At 66.7% G+C, this 20,333-nt stretch carries 21 protein-coding genes; 5 read left to right on the forward strand and 16 right to left on the reverse strand.

Annotated features, from left to right (window positions below; genetic code table 11):
* Positions 1-26: 26 nt before the first annotated feature.
* The 9 genes from JQT59_RS04455 to JQT59_RS04495 all read right to left on the reverse strand — a co-directional run bounded on the left by JQT59_RS04455 (position 27) and on the right by JQT59_RS04495 (position 9,641).
* A complete protein-coding gene (locus tag JQT59_RS04455) occupies positions 27-1,157 on the reverse strand; it encodes an FAD-dependent monooxygenase (RefSeq protein ID WP_213574855.1) in 1,131 nt (376 codons plus the stop codon).
* On the reverse strand, positions 1,154-2,803 hold the full coding sequence (locus JQT59_RS04460; RefSeq protein WP_213574857.1) for a thiamine pyrophosphate-binding protein: 1,650 nt from the start codon (positions 2,801-2,803) through the stop codon (positions 1,154-1,156). Before JQT59_RS04460 ends, JQT59_RS04455 begins: the two co-directional genes overlap by 4 nt.
* Entirely contained in the window at positions 2,796-3,578 is a 783-nt protein-coding gene (locus tag JQT59_RS04465; protein WP_213574859.1) for an SDR family oxidoreductase, read from the reverse strand. Before JQT59_RS04465 ends, JQT59_RS04460 begins: the two co-directional genes overlap by 8 nt.
* A gap of 16 nt (positions 3,579-3,594) precedes the next feature.
* Complete coding sequence (locus JQT59_RS04470; protein ID WP_213574861.1) at positions 3,595-4,344, reverse strand: 3-oxoacyl-ACP reductase family protein; 750 nt, start codon at positions 4,342-4,344, stop codon at positions 3,595-3,597.
* 2 nt (positions 4,345-4,346) lie between these two features.
* A complete protein-coding gene (locus JQT59_RS04475) occupies positions 4,347-4,853 on the reverse strand; it encodes a cupin domain-containing protein (protein WP_109325877.1) in 507 nt (168 codons plus the stop codon).
* Between the two features lie 14 nt (positions 4,854-4,867).
* A complete protein-coding gene (locus tag JQT59_RS04480; RefSeq protein ID WP_213574863.1) occupies positions 4,868-5,650 on the reverse strand; it encodes an alpha/beta fold hydrolase in 783 nt (260 codons plus the stop codon).
* On the reverse strand, positions 5,647-6,576 hold the full coding sequence (locus JQT59_RS04485) for a VOC family protein (protein ID WP_213574865.1): 930 nt from the start codon (positions 6,574-6,576) through the stop codon (positions 5,647-5,649). Before JQT59_RS04485 ends, JQT59_RS04480 begins: the two co-directional genes overlap by 4 nt.
* A gap of 177 nt (positions 6,577-6,753) precedes the next feature.
* Positions 6,754-8,262, reverse strand: coding sequence for an aldehyde dehydrogenase (locus JQT59_RS04490; RefSeq protein WP_213574867.1), 1,509 nt, complete (start codon positions 8,260-8,262; stop codon positions 6,754-6,756).
* Positions 8,259-9,641 (reverse strand): MFS transporter, encoded by a 1,383-nt coding sequence (locus JQT59_RS04495; RefSeq protein WP_213574869.1) that lies wholly within the window; start codon positions 9,639-9,641, stop codon positions 8,259-8,261. Before JQT59_RS04495 ends, JQT59_RS04490 begins: the two co-directional genes overlap by 4 nt.
* 249 nt (positions 9,642-9,890) lie before the next feature.
* Between JQT59_RS04495 and JQT59_RS04500 the strand changes: the two genes are divergently transcribed.
* On the forward strand, positions 9,891-11,039 hold the full coding sequence (locus tag JQT59_RS04500) for a zinc-dependent alcohol dehydrogenase (protein ID WP_213574871.1): 1,149 nt from the start codon (positions 9,891-9,893) through the stop codon (positions 11,037-11,039).
* Between the two features lie 20 nt (positions 11,040-11,059).
* Positions 11,060-11,659 carry a hypothetical protein gene (locus JQT59_RS04505; protein WP_213574873.1) on the forward strand — a complete coding sequence of 200 codons (600 nt, stop codon included), beginning with the start codon at positions 11,060-11,062 and terminating at the stop codon, positions 11,657-11,659.
* On the opposite strand, the gene JQT59_RS04510 is transcribed toward JQT59_RS04505, so the two are convergent.
* Positions 11,640-12,089: a DoxX family protein gene (locus tag JQT59_RS04510; protein WP_208962998.1), complete on the reverse strand. Its 450-nt coding sequence runs from the start codon at positions 12,087-12,089 to the stop codon at positions 11,640-11,642. The genes JQT59_RS04505 and JQT59_RS04510 overlap by 20 nt on opposite strands.
* A 133-nt stretch (positions 12,090-12,222) precedes the next feature.
* Between JQT59_RS04510 and JQT59_RS04515 the strand changes: the two genes are divergently transcribed.
* From JQT59_RS04515 to JQT59_RS04525, 3 genes are read left to right on the forward strand one after another with little or no spacing between them, the layout of a single operon-like run.
* Complete coding sequence (locus tag JQT59_RS04515) at positions 12,223-12,930, forward strand: SOS response-associated peptidase (protein ID WP_213574875.1); 708 nt, start codon at positions 12,223-12,225, stop codon at positions 12,928-12,930.
* Between the two features lie 46 nt (positions 12,931-12,976).
* On the forward strand, positions 12,977-13,381 hold the full coding sequence (locus JQT59_RS04520; RefSeq protein ID WP_213574877.1) for a nuclear transport factor 2 family protein: 405 nt from the start codon (positions 12,977-12,979) through the stop codon (positions 13,379-13,381).
* Between the two features lie 24 nt (positions 13,382-13,405).
* Entirely contained in the window at positions 13,406-14,365 is a 960-nt protein-coding gene (locus JQT59_RS04525) for an NAD(P)H-dependent flavin oxidoreductase (protein WP_213574879.1), read from the forward strand.
* A 68-nt stretch (positions 14,366-14,433) separates the two neighbouring features.
* Here JQT59_RS04525 and JQT59_RS04530 read toward each other — a convergent pair whose 3' ends face one another.
* The 6 genes from JQT59_RS04530 to JQT59_RS04555 all read right to left on the reverse strand — a co-directional run bounded on the left by JQT59_RS04530 (position 14,434) and on the right by JQT59_RS04555 (position 20,204).
* On the reverse strand, positions 14,434-15,585 hold the full coding sequence (locus JQT59_RS04530) for an acyl-CoA dehydrogenase family protein (RefSeq protein ID WP_213574881.1): 1,152 nt from the start codon (positions 15,583-15,585) through the stop codon (positions 14,434-14,436).
* 19 nt (positions 15,586-15,604) lie between these two features.
* Positions 15,605-16,588 carry an NAD(P)H-dependent flavin oxidoreductase gene (locus JQT59_RS04535; protein WP_213574883.1) on the reverse strand — a complete coding sequence of 328 codons (984 nt, stop codon included), beginning with the start codon at positions 16,586-16,588 and terminating at the stop codon, positions 15,605-15,607.
* Positions 16,589-16,611: 23 nt separating this feature from the next.
* A complete protein-coding gene (locus JQT59_RS04540; protein WP_159926775.1) occupies positions 16,612-17,214 on the reverse strand; it encodes a TetR/AcrR family transcriptional regulator in 603 nt (200 codons plus the stop codon).
* A 53-nt stretch (positions 17,215-17,267) separates the two neighbouring features.
* Positions 17,268-18,029: a 3-hydroxyacyl-CoA dehydrogenase gene (locus tag JQT59_RS04545; RefSeq protein ID WP_213574887.1), complete on the reverse strand. Its 762-nt coding sequence runs from the start codon at positions 18,027-18,029 to the stop codon at positions 17,268-17,270.
* A 40-nt stretch (positions 18,030-18,069) separates the two neighbouring features.
* Positions 18,070-19,263: a thiolase family protein gene (locus JQT59_RS04550; RefSeq protein ID WP_213574889.1), complete on the reverse strand. Its 1,194-nt coding sequence runs from the start codon at positions 19,261-19,263 to the stop codon at positions 18,070-18,072.
* A gap of 140 nt (positions 19,264-19,403) precedes the next feature.
* Entirely contained in the window at positions 19,404-20,204 is an 801-nt protein-coding gene (locus JQT59_RS04555) for a crotonase/enoyl-CoA hydratase family protein (protein WP_213574891.1), read from the reverse strand.
* Between the last annotated feature and the right edge of the window lie 129 nt (positions 20,205-20,333).

Raw genomic sequence — 20,333 nt, forward strand, 5'->3', positions numbered from 1 at the left:
ATCTGGTGCCGCCGTGATGTTTCCATTCACGCTCCTGCCCGCGCGGCGGCCGACTCGAGCGGCACCCGCCAGGCGTCGTACTCGTATACCCAGTCGCCGTTGCCCGCGACCTTCAGCCATTCGTTGGACCGGGAGCCGCGCTGAATGCGTGAGGTGCGCTGCAGGCGGGTGTCCTGATAGGTCTGCAGCGCGACCGCGGGTTCGTCGAACATGCCGAGGCAGCGGGCCAGTACGACGGCGTCTTCGATGGCCATGCCGGCACCCTGTGCCATGAACGGCATCATCGGATGTGCCGCGTCGCCGAGGAGCACCGAGTGTCCGTCCGTCCACGACTCCAGCGGGTCACGCACGTAGAGAGCCGATTTCAGGACGTCGTCGCAGGCGTCGAGCAGGGCTCGTGCCTCGGGGTGGAAGCCGCGGTACAGTTCCCGCAGCTCCGTGACCGAACCCGGGGTGGTCCAGGATTCCTCGGTCCACTCCTCCTGACCGCAGGTGGCGAAGACGAAGATGTCCTTGCCTTGGTTGAGGGGGAAGGTGACGATCTGCGTCGACGAATCCGGCCCCCACCACTTGGTGAAGCAGTCGAGGTTCGGGAGGTCGCCGACGCGTTCGGTGGGGACGACGGCGCGGAACGCCACGACTCCGGTGAACGTCGGCTGCTCCTGTCCGAGGAGAGCGGTCCGGACCGCGGAGTGGATGCCGTCGGCACCCACGATCACATCTGCGGAAACCGTACTGCCGTCGGTAAACTCGATTCGACCGTCACCAACGCCGCTGACCCGCCGGCCCATTTCCACGACACCCGAGGGCAGCCGATTCTCGAGGGCGGTCATGAGGTCGCCGCGGTGCATCGTCAACTGCGGTGCACCGTACTGCTGTTCCGCCGTGTCCCCCATCGGTAGCCGCGAGGTTTCGACTCCGGTGTCCCAGGTTCGGCTGAGCCGAAACTGGGGCCGGGCCGCGGACTCGCGGATTTCCGCACCCACGCCCAGTCCGTCGAGTGCGCGGACCGCGTTCGGGGTGAGGTTGATGTCGGCGCCGACGCGCGCGAACTGCTTCGTCTGCTCGTACACGGTGACATCGAAACCGAGCTCGCGAAGAGCGATCGCCGTGGCCAGTCCCCCGATTCCGCCACCGCACACCGCGACCGTGGTCATTTGACGTCCTTTCCGGGCACTGTGACGGGCGGTGTGAATGGTGCAGGCATGTCGCCGTACGCGGCGAGGTCCACCTCGACGATCACCGGCGCCTGGCGTGAAACCGCGTCCTCGAGCACGGCGTGGGCTTCGGCGGCACCGCCGATCCGCAGGTACGGCACCCCGATCGACTGGGCGAGCAGCGGGAAGTCGGGTGTGACGAGGTCGACGGCGTAGGTGTCGTCACCGCCGCCCTTCTGCATGTTGCGGAGCACGCCGTAGCCGCCGTCGTTGAAAACCAGGAGCACCAGCCACGGCTTCTCCTGCGCCATGGTGAGGATCTCACCGAAGTGGACGGCCAGGCCGCCGTCGCCGACGAGCGCCAGGGTGGGCCGGGTTTCGTCGGCCAGTGCCGCGCCGATGGCCATGCCCAGACCCTGCCCGATGCCGCCTCCGCGGGGGAAGACGTTGGACTTGGGGTCGAACATCGGCAGCAGCCGGTTGCCCCAGGAACTCGACGCAATGGTGACGTCGCGGGCGATGACGGAATCCTGTGGGAACGCGGCACGCACGGCGTCGCACAGTACGGCGTGATCGCCGAGTCCGGCGCGCTGCTTGCTGCGGACGAGTTCACGGGTGGTGCGGGCACGTTCGGTCCAGGCGGCGTCGACCGGAGCCAAATCGGTGAGTGTCCGCAGGAACGTTCCGATATCGGCGGTTACCCCGGCCTGTGCGGGGTACACACGGCCGATCGCGGCGGCATCGACGTCTACCTGCACGTGCACGGCGGGGACGGGCATGGAGTAGTCGCCGGTCTCGTTGGACCGGAAGTGAGTGCCCAGCGACAGCAGCAGGTCGGCGTCCTGGAGGAGTTCCCGGCCCACCGGCGTGTTGCCGTAGTTGCCGATGCACAGCGGATGGTCCTCGGGCACGGCGCCGCGCCCGGAGTTGCTGGTGAGCAACGGGACTCCCCACCGCTCCACCAGTTCGGTCAGCTCGGCGCCGGCTCGTGTGACGCCGCCGCCGGCCCAGATGACGGGGCGCTCGGCCGCAGCCAGCAACGACAGTGCAGCAGCGAGTTCGTCGGCGTCGGGGGTCCGGGCGCTCTCCGACACCTGCTCGACCACGTCGATGTCGTGCTCGGCGTACTGCAGGTCGATCGGCCACTCGATGCTCGCCGGGCCGCCGGGCGTTGCCAGAGCCTGAGCGACCGCCTCCCGCAACGTCTTTCCCGCACTGTCGGTATCGAGGATGGTGGCGGCATGCTTCGACGTCGCCGTCAGCATCCCCAGCTGATCCTTGGTCTCGTGGATGAACCCGCGACCCGAGCCGAGGTACCGGCTCTCGACGTTGCCGGTCACATGCAGCACCGACGTGCCGGCACTGAGCGATTCGATCAGCGAGCCGGCCGCGTTTCCGGCACCGGTGCCGGTGCTCGTCAGGGCGCAGCCGAGTCCGCCTGTGGCCCGGGCATACCCGTCGGCCGCGCTGACCGCGGTGGCCTCGTGCCGGACCGGCACGAACCGCAGGTGCTTGCTGACCGCCTGCACCAGGGGCTGATTGTGGACGCTCACGATGCCGAACACGGTGTCGACACCGGCCTCGCGCAGCACCTGGACGAGCAGGTCGCCCCCATTTCCTACGGACATGGTGTTCCTCTCAGACATAACGGGCGACGCCTCCGCAGACGTCGAGGCTGGTGCCCGTCACATAGGACGAGCGGGGAGACAGCAGGGTCACGATCATGGCCGCCACCTCGTCGGCGCGACCGAACCGGCCGAGTCCGATGCCGCGGTCCTGGGCGATCTCCGCCTCCCATTCGGCGAAGGTGGCGTCGGTACCGGATTCCTCGTAGCGGCGCCGCCACTGGCCGGTGTCGACCAGTCCCAGCGACACCGAGTTGACGCGGATGCCGTCGGCCGCGAGTTCCAGCGACAGCGACTTGCTGAGGTTCAGCAGTCCGGCCCGGGCGGCGCTGGTGGTGACCAGCCGCGGCTCGGGCTGCCGCGCGAGCACCGCCGAGATGTTGACGATGGCCGCGGCGTCGGACTTGCGCAGCAGTGGCAGGGCCGCCTCGACGGTGTTGAGGACGCTGGAGAACTTGAGGTCGAGTTCGTCGCGCCAGTCGTCGAGGGTTGCCTCGCCGCGCGGGACCATGCGGGACTTGCCTGCGTTGTTGACCAGACCGTCGAGTCCGCCGAACCGATCGACCCCCGCCTCGACGAGTGCGGCGACCGCGGCCGGGTCCCGGACGTCGCAGGACGCGGTGAGGACGCGGTCGCTGCCGGGCAGCGGTGCGATGACGGCGTCGAGTCGGTCGCGGTCGCGCGCGCAGGTGACGACGTTGGCACCCTCCTCGAGCAGCATCGCGACGGTGGCGAGCCCGACTCCCGAGCTTCCGCCGGTCACCAGGTAGGTGCGGTCTTTCAGTTGCAGGTCCACGACGTGGTCCCCTTCTCTAGTGCAGGACGAATCCGCCGTTGACGACGAGTTGCTGACCGGTGATGTACGACGCCTCGGGCCCCATCAGGAACGCGACGGCACCGACCAGATCGGACGGTTGCTGCGGCCGCTCGAGTGCCCGGTTGAGCCGGTACAGCTCGTGCCGGTGCTCCGGAACCTTCTGCGCCGATTCGCTTTCGGTCAGACCGGGCGAGACGGTGTTGACGGTGATGCCGTGCGGGCCGAGGTCGCGGGACATGGCCCGGGTGAGGGCAGCCACCCCACCCTTGGAGGCGATGTAGTGCGCAAGACGGGGTGAGCCGTACAGGGCGGCGTCGGAGCCGATGGTGACGACTCGTCCGCCTCCGTTCCCGATGATGGCGGGAATGATCGCCCTGCTCACGAGGAAGGTGCCGCGCAGGTTGACGCCCAGCACCTTGTCCCACTCGTCGATGTCGAGTTCGTGAATCGGCTTGCCGCCCACTCCATCCGCGAGGGCCGCGTTGTTGACGAGCCCGTACAGCGGGCCACCGGAGGTGACGGTGGCCGCCATCGCGGAGACGGATTCGGCGTCGCGCAGATCGACGCGGACGAACTGTGCCTTCACGCCGTCGGCGCGCAGGCTCTCCACCGCCGACTCTCCCCAGTCCTCGCGAATGTCGGCGAGCCACAGGTCGGCGCCGTCCTCACCGAGCCGGCGAGCGATAGCCAGACCGAGGCCACGCCCGGCACCGGTGACGACGATGGTTTTCCCGTCGAGATTCACGATCAGTCCCGTGTCACACCGTGCATGGCCGACGTCTCGGGGTACGTCGGGATCTGCGGCTTCTGCGCGCCGATGATGACGCAGAACAGGGCATCCTTGTCGCCATTGTTCTTCAGGCTGCGCGGCACACCGGCCGGGACGACGATCATGTCGCGGTAGCCGAGGGTGCGCTTCTCCACCTTGCCGTCGCGGTGAACACCGACCTCCACCTCACCCTCGAGGACGAAGAAAGCCTCTTCGGCGTCGTGGTGAGTGTGCTCGGGGCCCTCGGCGCCGGGAGGAAGGAGCATGTTGGAGAAGGTGAATCCGCGCGACGGGATGGTCCGGTTGTCGTTGTCGTGGTTCCCGGTGGCTCCGGAACCGACGTAGCGGATCTGTGCGCGCTTGAACTGGTCACCGGCCTTGGCCTGGAACCCGAGGGTGTCCCAGTCCTCGTGGCGGGAGCCACGGGTCAGGATCAGCGAATCGGTGAATTCCTTCAGGTCGGCGGTGCCGTAGTCGAGTGTCATGTCGTGCTCCTTCTCTAGAGGTGGTTGCGTAGGCGTTCGGTGATGAAGATGAAGGATTCGACCCAGGCGTTGAAGGCGTCCGGTCGCTCCTGGTTCGCGAGATGTCCTGCGCCTCTGACGGTCACGAAGACGGCGCCCGGAATACCCCCGGCCAGCACCTGGCTCGCAGGAATTCCCGTCACGGTGTCCTCGTCTCCACTCAGGACCAGGGTCGGGATGTCGATCTTCGCGAGGTCGGCGGTGTGATCGGTGGCTGCCATGGAGTCGGCGGCATACCCGTAGCCGGGGAGCCGGATCGACACGGCCATGATCGCCGTAGCCTTCGCTGTCAGTTCGGCGCCGGCCGTTCCGGACAACAGTCGTGGGGCGCGTTCCGCCGCAAAGGCTTCGGCGCCTTGCTCAGCAAGCGTTGCAGCCCGGGTCCGCATCCGGCCGGCAGCATCGTCGTCGGCCCCCGAACCTACGGTCGAGCTGCCGAGCAGGAGGCTGCGCACGAGGTCGGGATGACGCAGGGCCATGCGGGTCGCGATCACCCCGCCCCACGACATGCCCAGGACGTGCGCTCCGGCGTCACCGCAGCGTTCGCGGATCACATCGGCCGCTGCGTCGGCGTAGTCGTCGAGGTCGAACGGACGGCCCGGGTCCTCACTGCGGCCGTACCCGGGCGCGTCCCAGGCGAGCAGTCGCAGCGAGTCCGACAGTTCGTCGAACTGCGGCGCGAAACTGTCTGCACTGCCACCGATGCCGTGCAGCATCAGCAGCGCGGGGCCGGAACCGGATTCGACGACGTGCGTCACGACGCCCGCCCGAGGTCGAACCGCTCGAACGCGCCGGGGTCGGGGATGCCGGCCATGTGGTCGCGGACCTGCTTGGACGGCGGGCCCGCGGTGCCCCACAGGTCGGAAAGTTCCGGCACCCGTCGCCACACCTTGCACAGCCACCGGTCCTCGTCGACCTGCGCGATGCCGGAGGTGTACTCGCACACCAGCCCCGCCGGGTCGGCGAAGTACGAGAAGGTGTTGTCGCCGGGGCCATGCTTGCCGGGACCCCACAGCGGCACGGTGCCGTGGTGCCGTAGCCGGCCGATGCCGCGCATGAAATGGTCGACGGTGGGCATCTCGTAGGCGACGTGATTCACCGACGTCCACTCGGCCTGGTTGAACGCGATGCTGTGATGGTCGGTGTTGCAGCGAAGGAACGCCATCTGGTGCTCGGACCAGTCGGAGACCCGCATGCCCAGGACCTCGCAGTAGAACTTCACCGCGGCGTCGATGTCGACGGTGTTGAGGACTACGTGCGTGACGCCCACCGGGACGGCGTCCTCCCGGCCGAGCTTCGGGACCGCCAGCGCATCGGCGAGCAGTTCGACGACGCGACCCTCGGGGTCGACGAGGCTCACACCGTATCCACCACCGAGGTCGTCGACGGGGCCCGGCCCGCTGACGATCGGCACACCCCAGGACTCGAGCCGGCGGGCGGCCTCGTCGACCTCTGCGGGTGTGGCGACTGCGAAGGTGATGCGGCCGAGGCCGTTCCGCTCGGCCTGGGTGAGCTGCAGCGCGTGGTGGTGCTCACCGGTTCCCCGCAGCCAGGCGCCGGTAGCGCCTTGATCGACAACGCGAAGGCCCCAGACCTCCGAATAGAACTCGGTGGATTCCGTGCTGGCCTGCGTCCGCAGCTCCACGGAGCGCAGGCACCGCAGCCGGGCTATGGGTTGATTCATCGCGTGCCTCCAGTTGCTTAGGTCTCAATATCTTAGCGCTAAAGTATTAGGGCGTACAGGGCTGGCGGGAGATTTTTCTGTACGCCCTATCTACGAGCGGGTCGCTCAATCAGCCCACGAGCGGGTCGCTCAGTCTGCCCACGAGCGGGTCGCTCAGTCTGGCCACGAGCGGGTCGCTCAATCTGCCCACGGGTTGGGCTCTTCGTCGAGGCCCCAGTAGATGCTCTTCTGCCGCGAGTAGGCGGCGATACCGCTGCGCCCCTTCTCGACTCCCAGCCCGCTTTCCTTGACGCCGCCGAACGGCGTGGAGATGCTGAACTGTTTGTAGGTGTTGATCCACACCGTCCCGGCTTGTAGTCGGCGGGCGAGTTTCCAGGCCCGGCGATAGTCGCCGGTCCAGATTCCCGACGCCAGCCCGAACACCGAGTCGTTCGCCTGCTCGACGAGGTCGGCCTCCCCGTCGAACGGCAGGACCACCAGCACCGGCCCGAAGATCTCTTCCTGGCACGTGCGTGACGTGTTGGGGAGCCCGTCGATGATCGTCGGCAGGTAGTACGCGCCGTCGCGGAGCCGTTCGTCGTCGGGGATCGCCCCGCCGCACAGCACTCGTCCGCCCTCTTCGCGAGCGAGGTCGACGTACGCGGCGACGCTGTCGCGGTGCTTGCGGTGCACCATCGGCCCCACCTGGGTGTCGGGGTCGCGGCCGGGACCGAGTCGCAGTCGCTGCGTCTTGGCCACCAGTTTCTCGAGGAATTCGTCGTAGATGCGGCGGTCGACGAACAGCCGGGATCCGGCAATGCAGCTCTGCCCGGTGGACGAGAAGATTCCGTACATCACGCCGTTGATCGCCGCGTCGATGTCGGCGTCGTCCAGCACGATGGTCGGCGACTTACCGCCCAGCTCGAGCGAGACGGGCATCAACTTCTCGGCCGCGGCATGGGCGATGGCGCGGCCGGTGTTGGTGCCGCCGGTGAACGTCACTTTCCCGACATCGGGGTGGTGAACGATCGCGTCACCGACCACCGAGCCCTTGCCCGGGAGCACCGACAGCAGTCCGGCGGGCAGACCGCTGTCGTCGAGAATTCGAGCCAGTTCCAGCGACACCAGCGGTGTCCACTCGGCGGGCTTGAGGACGACGGCGTTGCCCGCGGCGAGGGCGGGCGCGATCTTCTGGGCGTCGCTGGCCACCGGCGAGTTCCAGGGTGCGATGGCACCGATCACGCCGATGGGTTCGTGGACGCTCATCGTGAGGTAGTTGCCGCGCGGCGTGGTCAGGTCTTCGTCGGCGGTCTCGAGGACTGCAGCGAAGTACCGGAACGTACCCGCGGCGCTGCCGACCAGCGCAGTGGTTTCCGCGACGGTCTTGCCCGTGTTGTAGCTCTGCAACAGCGCGAGCCGGGAGGTGTTCACCTCGATCGCGTCGGCGATGCGGTGCAGGAACTTCGCGCGCTGATGCGGTAGCAGGTTTCGCCAGGCCGGATCGGCGGCGGCGGCGCGGCCCTTACGGACCGCCTCGTCGACGTCGGTGGTCGTGGCCTGATGCACGACCTGCAGGACCTCGCCGGTGGACGGGTCGGTGACCTCGAAGGCCGGCCCGGTCCCCTGTCGCCAGGTTCCGGCGACGAAGATCTGATCCGCGATCGGAGCGAACGTCAGCGTCGCTTCGCGGAAGTCGAGAACGGTCACTGGGAGATCTCCTCGAGGGTCTTTTCGCGGGTTTCGACGGCGAAGAAGCCGACGACGAGGGCACCGATCAGGGCGACCGCGGAGAACATTCCGAAGACAACGGTCAGCGTGCCGCCGCCGTCGAGAATGGCGCCGACGGCGAGAGGACCGACGATGATGCCGAGGCGTCCGCTCGCGCCGCCGATGGCGCAGCCGATGGCCCGCATCCGGGTGGGGTAGAGCTCCGCGGTGTAGACGTAGAGCGCCATGTTGACCGCGAAGACGAACAGCGCGGAGCCGGCCGACCAGAACAGGACCTTCGTCGCGGTGTCCGCACCGGTCGCGGCCAGTAGGAACAGCAGCGACGAGCACAGGACCATCGATGCGGTGATGCAGATGCGGCGTCCGAGGTTGTCGATGAGGAACGCGACGAGGATGCAGCCGAGCAGACCGGCGACGCTGGTGACGATGCTGTAGTGCAGCGCCGTGTCGACGCTGACGTCGAACGTGGAGTGGTAAAGCGACGGCAGCCAGGAGGCGATGCCGTAGTTGACGAAGTAGGCGCATCCCCAGATGGCCGCGAGCATGAGCGTTCGACGCAGGTAGATGCCTCGGAAGGCCTCTGCGAAGGTTCCGCGGCGGGCGTCGACGATGGCAGCGGGCAGCGGCTGCGGAGCCGGAAGCGTCTTGCCGTACTTTCCGGTGATCTCGTTCTCGATGCGGGTCATGGCCTTGTTTGCGTCTTCGTAGCGGCCACGGGACGCGAGCCAGCGCGGCGACTCGGGGAGTTTCCACAGCAACGGCAGGAGCAGGATGGGCAGCGCACCGAGGGCGAACAGGATCTTGTAGCCGTAGTTCGGCACCACCCAGGCAGACACGATCGCCGACATGACCAGGCCGACGGGGAAGATGACCTCGTAGAGGAGGACGAAGCGTCCTCGTTTGTGGGCTTTGGTGATCTCGCCGATGTAGCTTGCTGCCACCGGGACCTCCGCGCCGAGGCCGATACCCTGCACGAATCGGAAGACAAGGAAGAGCATCAGGCTGTCGGTGAACGCCATCCCGAGACTCATCACCGCATACAGGGCGAGCGAGAAGATGATGACGTTGAGCCGGCCGACGCGGTCGGCGAACCAGCCGCCGGCGAGGGCGCCGACGAGCATGCCGATGCCGCCGATGGCGATCACCCAGGCGATGTCGCCGGGGGTCAGACCCCACTTCGGGATGAGGACGGGGAGGGAGTACGCGATCATCAACTGGTCGAAACCGTCGAAGAACGTGACGGCGCCGACGATGACGCGGGCCTTGATATGCCACCTGCTCATCGGCAGGCGTTCGAGTCGGGCGCTGATCATCTCAGCTGTGGCAGCCATGGCGGGCGATACCGTCGTCATGAGCATCCTCAGGGTCGGGTCGAGGCATTTACTTAAGCCCTCAAAGGCTTACCGCTAAGATGTAATCTCACGCACATGACATCCGTCAACCCTTGACTTTAGAAAAAACATATTGGTCACATCCATCCACCCACCGGAAACACAGGGCCGCCTCCGCCCTGGCACGCCACATCCGTGTTTTGTTCGGCCCGACACGGGTACTTGCTCCCGCTATCGGGGTCTCGACAAGGTTATCGGCGCGGACGAGGAGGCGTGATGCGAGCGATGGTGTACCGGGGGCCGTACAAGGTCCGCGTCGAAGAAAAGGCAGTCCCGCCCATCGAGCACCCCAACGACGCGATCGTGCGGGTGACATTGGCCGCGATCTGCGGATCGGACCTGCATCTATACCACGGCATGATGCCCGACACCCGGGTCGGCATGACGTTCGGCCACGAGTTCATCGGCGTCGTCGAGGAGGTCGGCCCGTCGGTACTGAACCTGCAGCGCGGCGACCGGGTGATGGTCCCGTTCAACGTGTACTGCGGCTCGTGTTACTTCTGCGCACGCGGCCTCTACTCGAACTGTCACAACGTGAACCCGAACGCCACCGCTGTGGGCGGCATCTACGGGTACTCCCACACGTGCGGTGGCTACGACGGCGGACAAGCGGAGTTCGTGCGCGTGCCGTTCGCCGACGTGGGCCCCGCCAAAATCCCCGAGTGGATGGACGACGAGGACGCGCTACTCCTCACCGACGCCCTCGCCACCGGCTACTTCGGTGCACAACTCGGCGACATCGTCGAAGGCGACACCGTCGTGGTGTTCGGAGCGGGGCCGGTCGGGCTGTACGCGGCCAAGTCGTCCTGGCTCATGGGTGCCGGGCGAGTGATCGTGATCGATCACCTCGAGTACCGACTCGAGAAGGCTCGCGCGTTCGCGCATGCCGAGACCTACAACTTCGCCGACTACGCCGACATCGTGGTCCACATGAAGAAGATCACCGACCATCTCGGGGCCGATGTGGCCATCGACGCCGTCGGTGCCGAGGCCGACGGCAATTTCCTTCAACACGTCACGGCCGCCAAGTTCAAGCTGCAGGGTGGTTCCCCGATTGCCCTCAACTGGGCGATCGATTCCGTCAGGAAGGGCGGGACGGTTTCTGTGATGGGCGCCTACGGTCCAATGTTCAGTGCCGTCAAGTTCGGTGATGCGCTGAACAAGGGGCTGACGCTTCGCATGAACCAGTGCCCCGTGAAACGTCAGTGGCCCCGCCTGTTCGAGCACATTCGCAACGGCTATCTGAAGCCCAACGACATTGTCACGCATCGTATTCCGCTCGAGCATATCGCCGACGCCTACCACATCTTCTCGGCCAAGCTCGACAACTGCATCAAACCGGTCATCGTGCCGAACGCCGGCTGATCGACGAGGAGGACCCGATCATGGCCTATACAGCCGACACGCCGAAGCGTCCACTGACGAGCGACGAACTACGCGCGCGCATTCCGGGATGGGGTGTGGACCTCGACCCCAAGGACCGGCCCGCGGTACCGAAGGAGCGTTTCGACCCCGGCGCGACGGGCGCCCACTGGGATTTCCCGGAGTGCCAGGAGGAGAAGTGGCCGCGTGAGCGGTCGATCGAACACCAATTCCTGACACCCGTATTCGGCACCTCGTGTCCTCCCAAGGGCCTCTCCGGCACCATGCGGAAATTCGCGTTCCGATACAGCGAGGGCCGGGCCGCGCACTGGCTCATCCTGCTGGCCGCCGACCGGGTCGATGCGGTCGAGAGCCATCTGGCCTCATTCCTGACCCTGCATCCCGACAACCCCATCACCCAGACGGGCATTCGAAGCGAGTTGTCCCATCACGGTGTGTCGTCCCGACTGGGGAAGAAACGCGTCGACCTGAACCACCAGTGGATGGACCCGTTCATCGTCGCGGCGCCCTGGGTGCTGTCCGCAGCCGGCGTCGCCTACGCCGTGACGGGCGCCCTGCAGAAAGTCCGGCGCATCCGACCCCTCAACGCCGGATCGGCATGATCGTGCGGACCCCGGCGTCGCGCAGCCACAGCCCGCCCCACACGAAGATGCCGACGTAGACGGGGAACAGAATGGTGCTGAACAGCGGTTGCTCGGTGAGCATGTTGGTCGCCACCGCGCCGCCGAGATATCCGGTCAGGAGGACGGCACCGAGGATGCTCGTCGCCGGAACCAGGTACAGCACGAGGCACACCAACATCACGATTCCGATCACGACGGCAATGTTCTCGTCGAAACCGAGTTCGGCCATCGCGTCGCGGACGGACTGAATGTTCGCGATGTGGATGATCGCGTCGAAAAGCAGGAACGCGGTGACCAGACCGGTGATGATCAGCCCGGCGATCCTCGCCTTCCGCCCGACCGGTGCCGCGTTCTCGGCAGAACCGAGCGGTCCGGCGGTCTTTGCGGTGGAATGTGGTGTCGAGGTCATGGCGATCTCCGAAGGTAGAAGGTGACGGGGTGGGGAGCGTGTTCCGTTCCCTCGAAAAGACAGACTGCCGGGCCGAGGAAAACTCATCGCGGCTCGCGGACCGGGGCGAGAACCCGAGCGAGGAGACCGAAAAGTGTGCGGACGGTACGCCAGCACCACCACGGACAAGGAACTGCGGTCCATCTTCGAGGTCGCCGAAATCGTCGGTGAGGAGCTGGGTCCGTCCTACAACGTCGCTCCCACCCAGCAGGTCCGGGTCGTGCTGGAACGCCCACCGCGTGCCGAACCCGACGCCGACCCCGTCCGTCAGCTCCGGACGGCGAAGTGGGGGCTGGTGCCGCCGTGGGCGAAGGACGTCAAGATCGGCAACAAGCTCATCAACGCCAGATCCGAGTCGATCACGGAGAAGCCCGCATTTCGGAAGGCCGCCGTCCGACGGCGCTGCATCATTCCCGCCGACGGTTACTACGAATGGTTGAAGCGAGACGACGGCACCAAGATTCCGTACTTCCTGCACGGCGACGGGGTGCTGGCGATGGCCGGCCTCTACGAACTGTGGCCCGACCCCTCCCTTCCGGAGGACGACCCGAACAGGTGGCTCTGGACCACCACGGTGCTCACCACCCAGGCCACCGACGTCCTCGGCCACATTCACGACCGTTCACCGGTGGTCCTGCCACCGAGCTTCCAGGAACACTGGCTCGACCCCACCCTGACCGAGCGCGAACAGGTCGATGCCCTGATCGCGTCGATTCCCGAGCCCCGTCTCGAGCCGTACGAGGTGAGTACCGCCGTCAACTCCCCGCGCAACAACGGACCCGAACTGCTCGAGCCCGTGTGACGGGTCCGTTCCAGCGCTCGTTCAGGTGGCGTGTCATGCTGGCCGGATGAACGCCGAACTCCCAGTGGCCCCGCGCGTCGTCACCCGCTGGCACCAGGTGGTCGACAACCACGACCTGGGCGCCCTCGACGCCCTGATTGCGGAAGACGCGGTGTTCTCCTCCCCCGCCGTGTTCACACCGCAAGAGGGAAAAGCAAAGGTCCTCGCGTACCTGCGCGCGGCACTCACGGTGTTCACCGGCACCGGCTTTCACTACCGCGAGGAGTGGTACGGCGACGGCTCCGCCGTCCTCGAGTTCGCCACCGAACTCGACGGCGTTCATGTGCACGGCGTCGACATAGTGCACTGGAATGACAACGACCAAATCACGTCGTTCACGGTGATGGTCCGTCCGGTGAAAGGTCTGCAAGCGCTCATTCCGCTGATGGCCGCCCAGCTCTCCCAGTCCTAGAACCCCGCACAGCAAGGAGCTTTCATGAGCCTGCCCGCCATTCTCCGAGACCGGTTGCGCCTGCCCGTCGTGGCGTCGCCGATGTTCATCGTGTCCGGTCCCGACCTGGTGATCGCCCAGTGCACCTCGGGTGTGGTCGGCTCCTTCCCGTCCCTCAACGCGCGGCCGCAGCCCGTCTTGCGGGAATGGCTTACCCGCGTCACCGAAGAGCTGGCCAAGCACGACGCCAACAACCCGGAGTCGCCGTCCGCGCCCTTCGCGGTGAACCTGATCGTCCATAAGAGCAATGACCGGCTCGACGAGGACCTGGCCACCGTCGTCGAGTTCGAGGTCCCGATCGTCATCACCTCCCTCGGCGCCCGCACCGACGTCAACGACGCCGTCCATTCCTACGGCGGCATCGTTCTGCACGACGTCATTAACAACAGGTTCGCGAAGAAGGCCGTCGAGAAGGGTGCCGACGGCCTGATCGCCGTCGCCGCGGGTGCGGGTGGACACGCAGGCACCCAGTCACCGTTCGCGTTGCTGCAGGAAATCCGCGAATGGTTCGACGGCCCCGTGTTGCTGTCCGGCTCGATCGCCCACGGACGTTCGGTACTCGCCGCGCAGGCCGCCGGCGCCGACCTCGCCTACATCGGGTCCGCCTTCATCGCCACCGACGAGGCCAACGCCGACGCCGCCTACAAGCAGATGATCGTCGACTCCACCGCCTCGGACATCATCTACTCCAACCTCTTCACCGGCGTGCACGGAAACTACCTCCGCGGCAGCATCGAGGCGGCCGGATACGATCCCGCAGCCCTCCCGGTGTCGGATGCCGGCGCAATGGATTTCGGTACCAACGAAAAGTCGGAGTCCAAGGCGTGGCGCGACATCTGGGGTGCCGGTCAGGGAATCGGCGCGGTGGACGCAGTCGTCCCGGCGGCCGAGGTTGTCGAGCGGCTCACTCGGGAGTACGCCGACGCGAGGTCCCGCCTGCTCTAGGCGCTTCGCGCCTGTGAGTGGTTAAGGAGTCCAGAGACTCGTTAACCACTCACAGGCGGCGGAGCCGCCTACTGTGACGCGATATCGCGCCCGATGATTTCCTTCATGATCTCGGTGGTTCCGCCGTAGATCGTCTGGATACGGCTGTCGACGTACGCGCGGCCGATGGGGTACTCCATCATGTACCCGTAGCCGCCGTGCAGTTGGACGCAGCGGTCGACCACTCGCTTCTGTAGTTCACTGGCCCACCACTTGCCCTTCGACGCGTCGACGGCGGTGAGTTCGCCTGCGTTCAGGGCGAGTACGCAGCGGTCGATGTGCGATTCGGTCACCTCGATCTCGGTCAGCATCTCCGCCAGCGCGAACCGGGTGTTCTGCAGATCGCCGATCGGCTTGCCGAACGCCTTCCGCTCGAACACGTAGTCCCTGGTCCACTGGTATGCCGCCTTCGCCGCGGCGATCGCGTTGACCGCGATCGAAATACGTTCGAGTGGAAGGTTTTCCATGAGATGGATGAAACCGCGCCCCTCGCTGCCGAGCAGATTGGTCGCGGGCACCCGCACGTCCTCGAACACGAGCTCCGCCGTGTCCTGACCGGCCAAGCCGACCTTGTGCAGCTTGCGACCACGACCGAAGCCGGGCATGCCCCGCTCCACGACGAAAAGCGAGAACCCCTTGGAACCGGCGTTCGGGTCGGTGCGGGCGACGACGATGACGAGGTCGGAGTGAATGCCGTTGGTGATGAACGTCTTCTGGCCGTTGATCACCCACTCGTCACCATCCCGCACCGCGGTGGTCTTCACGCCCTGCAGGTCGCTGCCGGCGCCAGGCTCGGTCATCGCGATGGCGCCGATCAGCTCACCCGCGGCCATGCCGGGCAGCCATCGCTGCTTCTGCTCGTCGGTGCCGAGGTTCACGATGTACGGGATGACGATGTCGTCGTGCACGCTCAGGCCCGACCCGAATGACGTCGTCGCGGTGCGGGCGATTTCCTCGGCAACGACGTACCGGAACCGGTAGTCGGTGACGCCGGAGCCGCCGAACTCCTCCGGCACGCCGAGTCCGACGAGCCCGGACTTGCCGGCCGCGAGCCACGCCGATCGGTCGATCAGCTTGTCGGACTCCCACCGTTCGTAGTGGGGCTCGATCTCTCGGGCGAGGAACTCGCGCACGGTCTCCCGATACGCCTCGTGATCCTTCTCGAAGATAGTGCGCTGCATGGTCTCTCCTAGGATTCGGTCACACGCCGACGGAAACCGACAGGCCCGCGAGACGTTCCGCGATCAGTGCCTCCGCCTCGCGGACGATGCGTTCGACGAGTTCACCGGCAGTGGGGATGTCGTGGATGATGCCCTGGACGGTGCCGACGGTCCAGATACCCGCGTCGGTGTCGCCGTTCTCGAACACAGTGCGCCCGCGGGCACCGGCGACCAACTCACGAACGTCCTCGAACTTGCCGCCCCGATCGAGGATCTCTACAACCTCACGGCTCACGGTATTGCTCGCGACACGTGCCGTGTTACGCAGCGGCCGGAAGATCAACTCGGTGTCGGTCTCCTTGCCGGCGACGATCGCCTCCTTGATGTTCTGATGAATCGGCGATTCGGCGGTGCACATGAAGCGGGTACCCATGTTGATTCCGTCGGCGCCGAGGGCGAGTGCCGCGACCAATCCACGCGCGTCCGCGAACCCGCCCGACGCGACCATAGGGATGGTGATCTGTTCCGCCGCGGCCGCGATGAGCACCAGCCCGGGGATGTCATCCTCACCGGGATGGCCGGCACATTCGAAGCCGTCGATGCTGATGCCGTCGACGCCGGTGTCCTGGGCCTTGATCGCGTGCCGCACGCTGGTGCACTTGTGCAGCACCTTCACGCCCGCCGCGTGGAAGTCGGGTAGATGGGGGGCGGGGTTGGAACCGGCCGTCTCGACGATCTTGACTCCGGATTCGATGATGACCTGCCGGTACTCCTCGTACGGCGGCGGCGTGATCGCCGGCAGAATCGTCAGGTTCACACCGAAGGGCTGGTCGGTGAGCTCGCGGGTGCGGGCGATCTCCTTGGCGAGGTCCTCCGGAGTGGGCTGCGTCAGCGCGGTGAGCAGGCCCAGCGCACCGGCGTTGGCGACGGCGGCGACGAGTTCGGCGCGGCCGACCCACTGCATGCCGCCTTGAACGATCGGATGGCGGACGCCGAAGGTTTCGGTAAACGCTGTGGAAAGCATGGGACGGCTCCTCTGGGAAACGGTCAGTGGGCGGGTCGGTATCCGACGGTGTGGAGAGCGATGTCGACGTAACGCTCGGCGACCTGCTCGGGGGTCAGTGCCCCACCGAGCTGGTACCACCGCGGAATCGACTGGAACATCCCGAGGAGAGCGCGCACGGTCTCCGCTACGTTGGTGGCCGAGAACGCACCTACGGCAACCCCCTCGGACACCACGTCGATCACCATGAGCTCGAGGCGTTTTCGCGTGGCCGCGTACCGACTTCGGCTGTCCACGGAGACGTGCCGCAACTCGGTGTCGAGGCCGACGTGCCGCACCCGGTTCGTCATGTACAGGACGATCGCCTCGACGACGTTGGAAAATTGCGCGACCACATCGTCGCCGGCCTCGCGGGCGGCTGCCTCCGCGCGATCGTTGAGTTCGCGCATTTGCAGTTCGAACAGTGCCACGAGAACGGCTTCCTTGCTCTCGTGGTGGTAGTACAGGGCGGGGACGGTCACCCCGACACGACGGGCGATCTGCCGCACCGTCGTGCCGTGGTAACCGTTCTCGTTGAACAACTCCAGTGCCTGCTCGAGGATGGGCGTCAGCGGCAGCGCCTCGAAGGTCCGCCAGTCGGCGAACATCGGCTCCGTGGTGATTGTCCCGTTCTCGCGCGGCAGGGTCACAGGGTTGCCGATCAGCGCGGTGCCATGCGGATGGCGCCGTCGAGTCGGATGGTCTCGCCGTTGAGCATGGGGTTGGACACGATGTGCGCGGCCAGTGCGCCGTACTCGGACGGGTCGCCCAGACGCGACGGGTGGGGCACCTGCTGTCCGAGCGACTGCTGCGCGGCCTCGGGGAGGGAACCGAGGAGCGGGGTCTTGAACAGGCCCGGTGCGATGGTGTTGACGCGGATCAGCAGCGAGGCGAGGTCGCGGGCGATCGGCAGGGTCATGCCGACGACGCCACCCTTCGAGGCGGAGTACGCGGCCTGACCGATCTGGCCCTCGTAGGCGGCGACGGAGGCGGTGTTGATGATGACGCCGCGCTCGCCGTCGATCGGCTCGTTCTTCGAGATGCGCTCGGCAGCAAGACGGATCACGTTGAACGTGCCGATCAGGTTGACGGTGACGATCTTGGTGAAATCGGCCAGCGGGAACGCGCCGTTCTTGCTGACGGTCTTGATGGCGTTGCCGATGCCGGCGCAGTTGACGGCCACCCGCAGCGGGCCGAGGGACTCCGCGACGTCGAGGGCAGCGGACACGTCGGCCTCGCTCGTGACATCGCCTGCGGCGAAGCGGACGCGGTCGCCGAGTTCCTTGGCGACGGTCTCACCGTTGGAGGAGGGCAGGTCGACGATGACGACGCTGGCGCCGTCGGCGAGCAGGGCCTTGGTGGTAGCGAGTCCGAGGCCGGAGGCGCCGCCGGTGACGAGTGCAACGCTGTCGTTGACGATCATGTTGTGCCTTTCGAAATTCAGGAGTTGTCGGAAACGGTGATCAGATGCGTTCGATGATGGTGGCGTTGGCCATGCCCGCGCCCTCGCACATCGTCTGCAGGCCGTAGCGTCCGCCGGTGGCCTCGAGCTGGTTGACCAGTGTGCCGAGCAGGCGGGTGCCCGAGGAGCCGAGCGCGTGGCCGAGGGCGATCGCACCGCCGCGGGGGTTCAGCTTGGCCGGGTCGGCACCGAACTCGTGTGCCCACGCCAGCGGCACCGGGGCGAACGCCTCGTTGACCTCGTAGGCGTCGATGTCGTCGATGCTCAGCCCCGACTTCGCGAGGATCTTCTTCGTCGCCGGGATCGGGGCGGTGAGCATGAACACCGGGTCATCGCCCGCAACGGAGAACGAGTGGAACCGCGCCCGCGGCGTCAGGCCCAGCTTGGCGGCCATCTCCTCGCTCATGATCAGCGCACCGGACGCACCGTCGGTCAGCGGGGACGAGTTACCCGGGGTGATGTGCCACTGCGCCTCGGGGAACCGGGCCGCGTACTTCTCGGAGTAGAACGACGACTTCAGCCCGGACAGCCCCTCGGCGGTGGTCGAGGCGCGCACGGTCTCGTCGACGAGGTGCGTCACCGTCTCACCGGCCGCGTTGGTCACCTCGATCGGCAGGATTTCCTTGTCGAACAACCCCTTCGCGGCGGCGTCGGCGGCGCGGCGATGCGACTCGGCCGAGTAGGCGTCGAGGGTGTCGCGGTCGAACTTCCACTTGGCGGCGATCAGTTCGGCGGAGATTCCCTGGTTGACCAGGCCCTCGGGGTAACGGGCCGCGATGCCCGGGCCGGACGTGTCCTGCCCGAGGGTCGTCGTGCCCATCGGCACGCGGGACATCGACTCGACACCCGCGGCGATCACGATGTCGTAGGCGCCGGCGATGACGCCCTGCGCGGCGAAGTGCGCCGCCTGCTGGCTCGAACCGCACTGGCGGTCGATGGTGGTGGCCGGGACCGAATCAGGGAAGCCGGCCGACAGCACCGCGGTGCGGGAAATGTTGAGAGCCTGCTCGCCGGCCTGACCGACGCAGCCGCCGATCACGTCGTCGACCTGCGCGGGGTCGATGCCGTTGCGCTCGACGAGGCTGCGCAGCACGTGCGCGAGGAGTTCGACCGGGTGGGTGCCGGACAGGGCGCCGCCCGGCTTGCCCTTGCCGGAGGCGAGGCGGACGACGTCCACGATGACAGCGTTGGTCATGAGAGTTCCCTTTCGAGGAGGAGAAAAAGTGGTTGCGGCCCGGTGTCCGGGGTCGACAGAACACCGGGCCGAGTCCTGATGCCGTGAGTACTTGTTAACCGCCCGCGGTTAAGAAGTACTCACAGGCCCGAAGGGCGCAGTCAGCGGCCCTGCCACACCGGCTGGCGTTTCTCGGCGAACGCGGTGGGCCCTTCCTTGGCATCCGCGCTGGAGAACACGACGGCGATCGCGGCGTTGTTCGCCTCCCACGCCCGGTCGCCCCAGTCGTCTTCGGTGGCGGTCCGGTGGATCATCGCCTTCGATTCGCGCACCGACAGCGGCGCGTTCGCGGCGATCTGCTCGGCGAGTTCGAGCGCGACGTCGAGGGCGGTGCCGGCCGGGGCGACCCGGTTGACCAGGCCCAATTCCTTGCCCTGCGCCGCGGTGATCGGCTCGCCGGTGAGCGCGATCTCCAGCGCGACCTTCTTCGGAATCTGCTGCTGCAGACGGATCACTCCGCCCGCGGCCGCGAACAATCCTCGCTTGACCTCGGGCAACCCGAGAGCCGCCCCTTCATCGACGACCGCGAGGTCACTGGCGAGCACCAGTTCGGTGCCACCGCCCAGGGCGAACCCGTTGACCGCGGCGATGGTCGGCTTGCTGATCCAGTGCTGCGCGTATCCGGCGAAACCCCACTCCGGATGCCCCTCCGCGGAGATGGCCTTACCGACAGAGAGTTCCTTGAGGTCCGCTCCGGCGCAGAACGCGCGACCGGACCCGGTGATCACGACGACCCGCACCTCGGGGTCGTTCTCGGCCTGCTCGAGCAGATTGCCCACCGCGGTCGACAATGCGCCGTTCACTGCGTTGAGCGCCTTGGGGCGGTTCAGCGTGATGATGCCGATGCCTCCACGCCGCTCCCACAATGCGGCTGCCTCCGTCGTCTCCGTCATTTCCGGCACGTCTCACCCTCCGACTCACGCATGATTACTGATCGCTCGTTAAAGTTAGTACCACGGCGCAGCGTCACGGTCAATGGCGGACCTTACCTAGCGCACGTTAAGTCGCGTCTGGTATGGATAGTCCAGGGA

This window comes from Rhodococcus sp. USK13, from assembly GCF_018343855.1.
GTDB classification, from domain to species: Bacteria; Actinomycetota; Actinomycetes; order Mycobacteriales; family Mycobacteriaceae; genus Rhodococcus_F; species Rhodococcus_F oxybenzonivorans.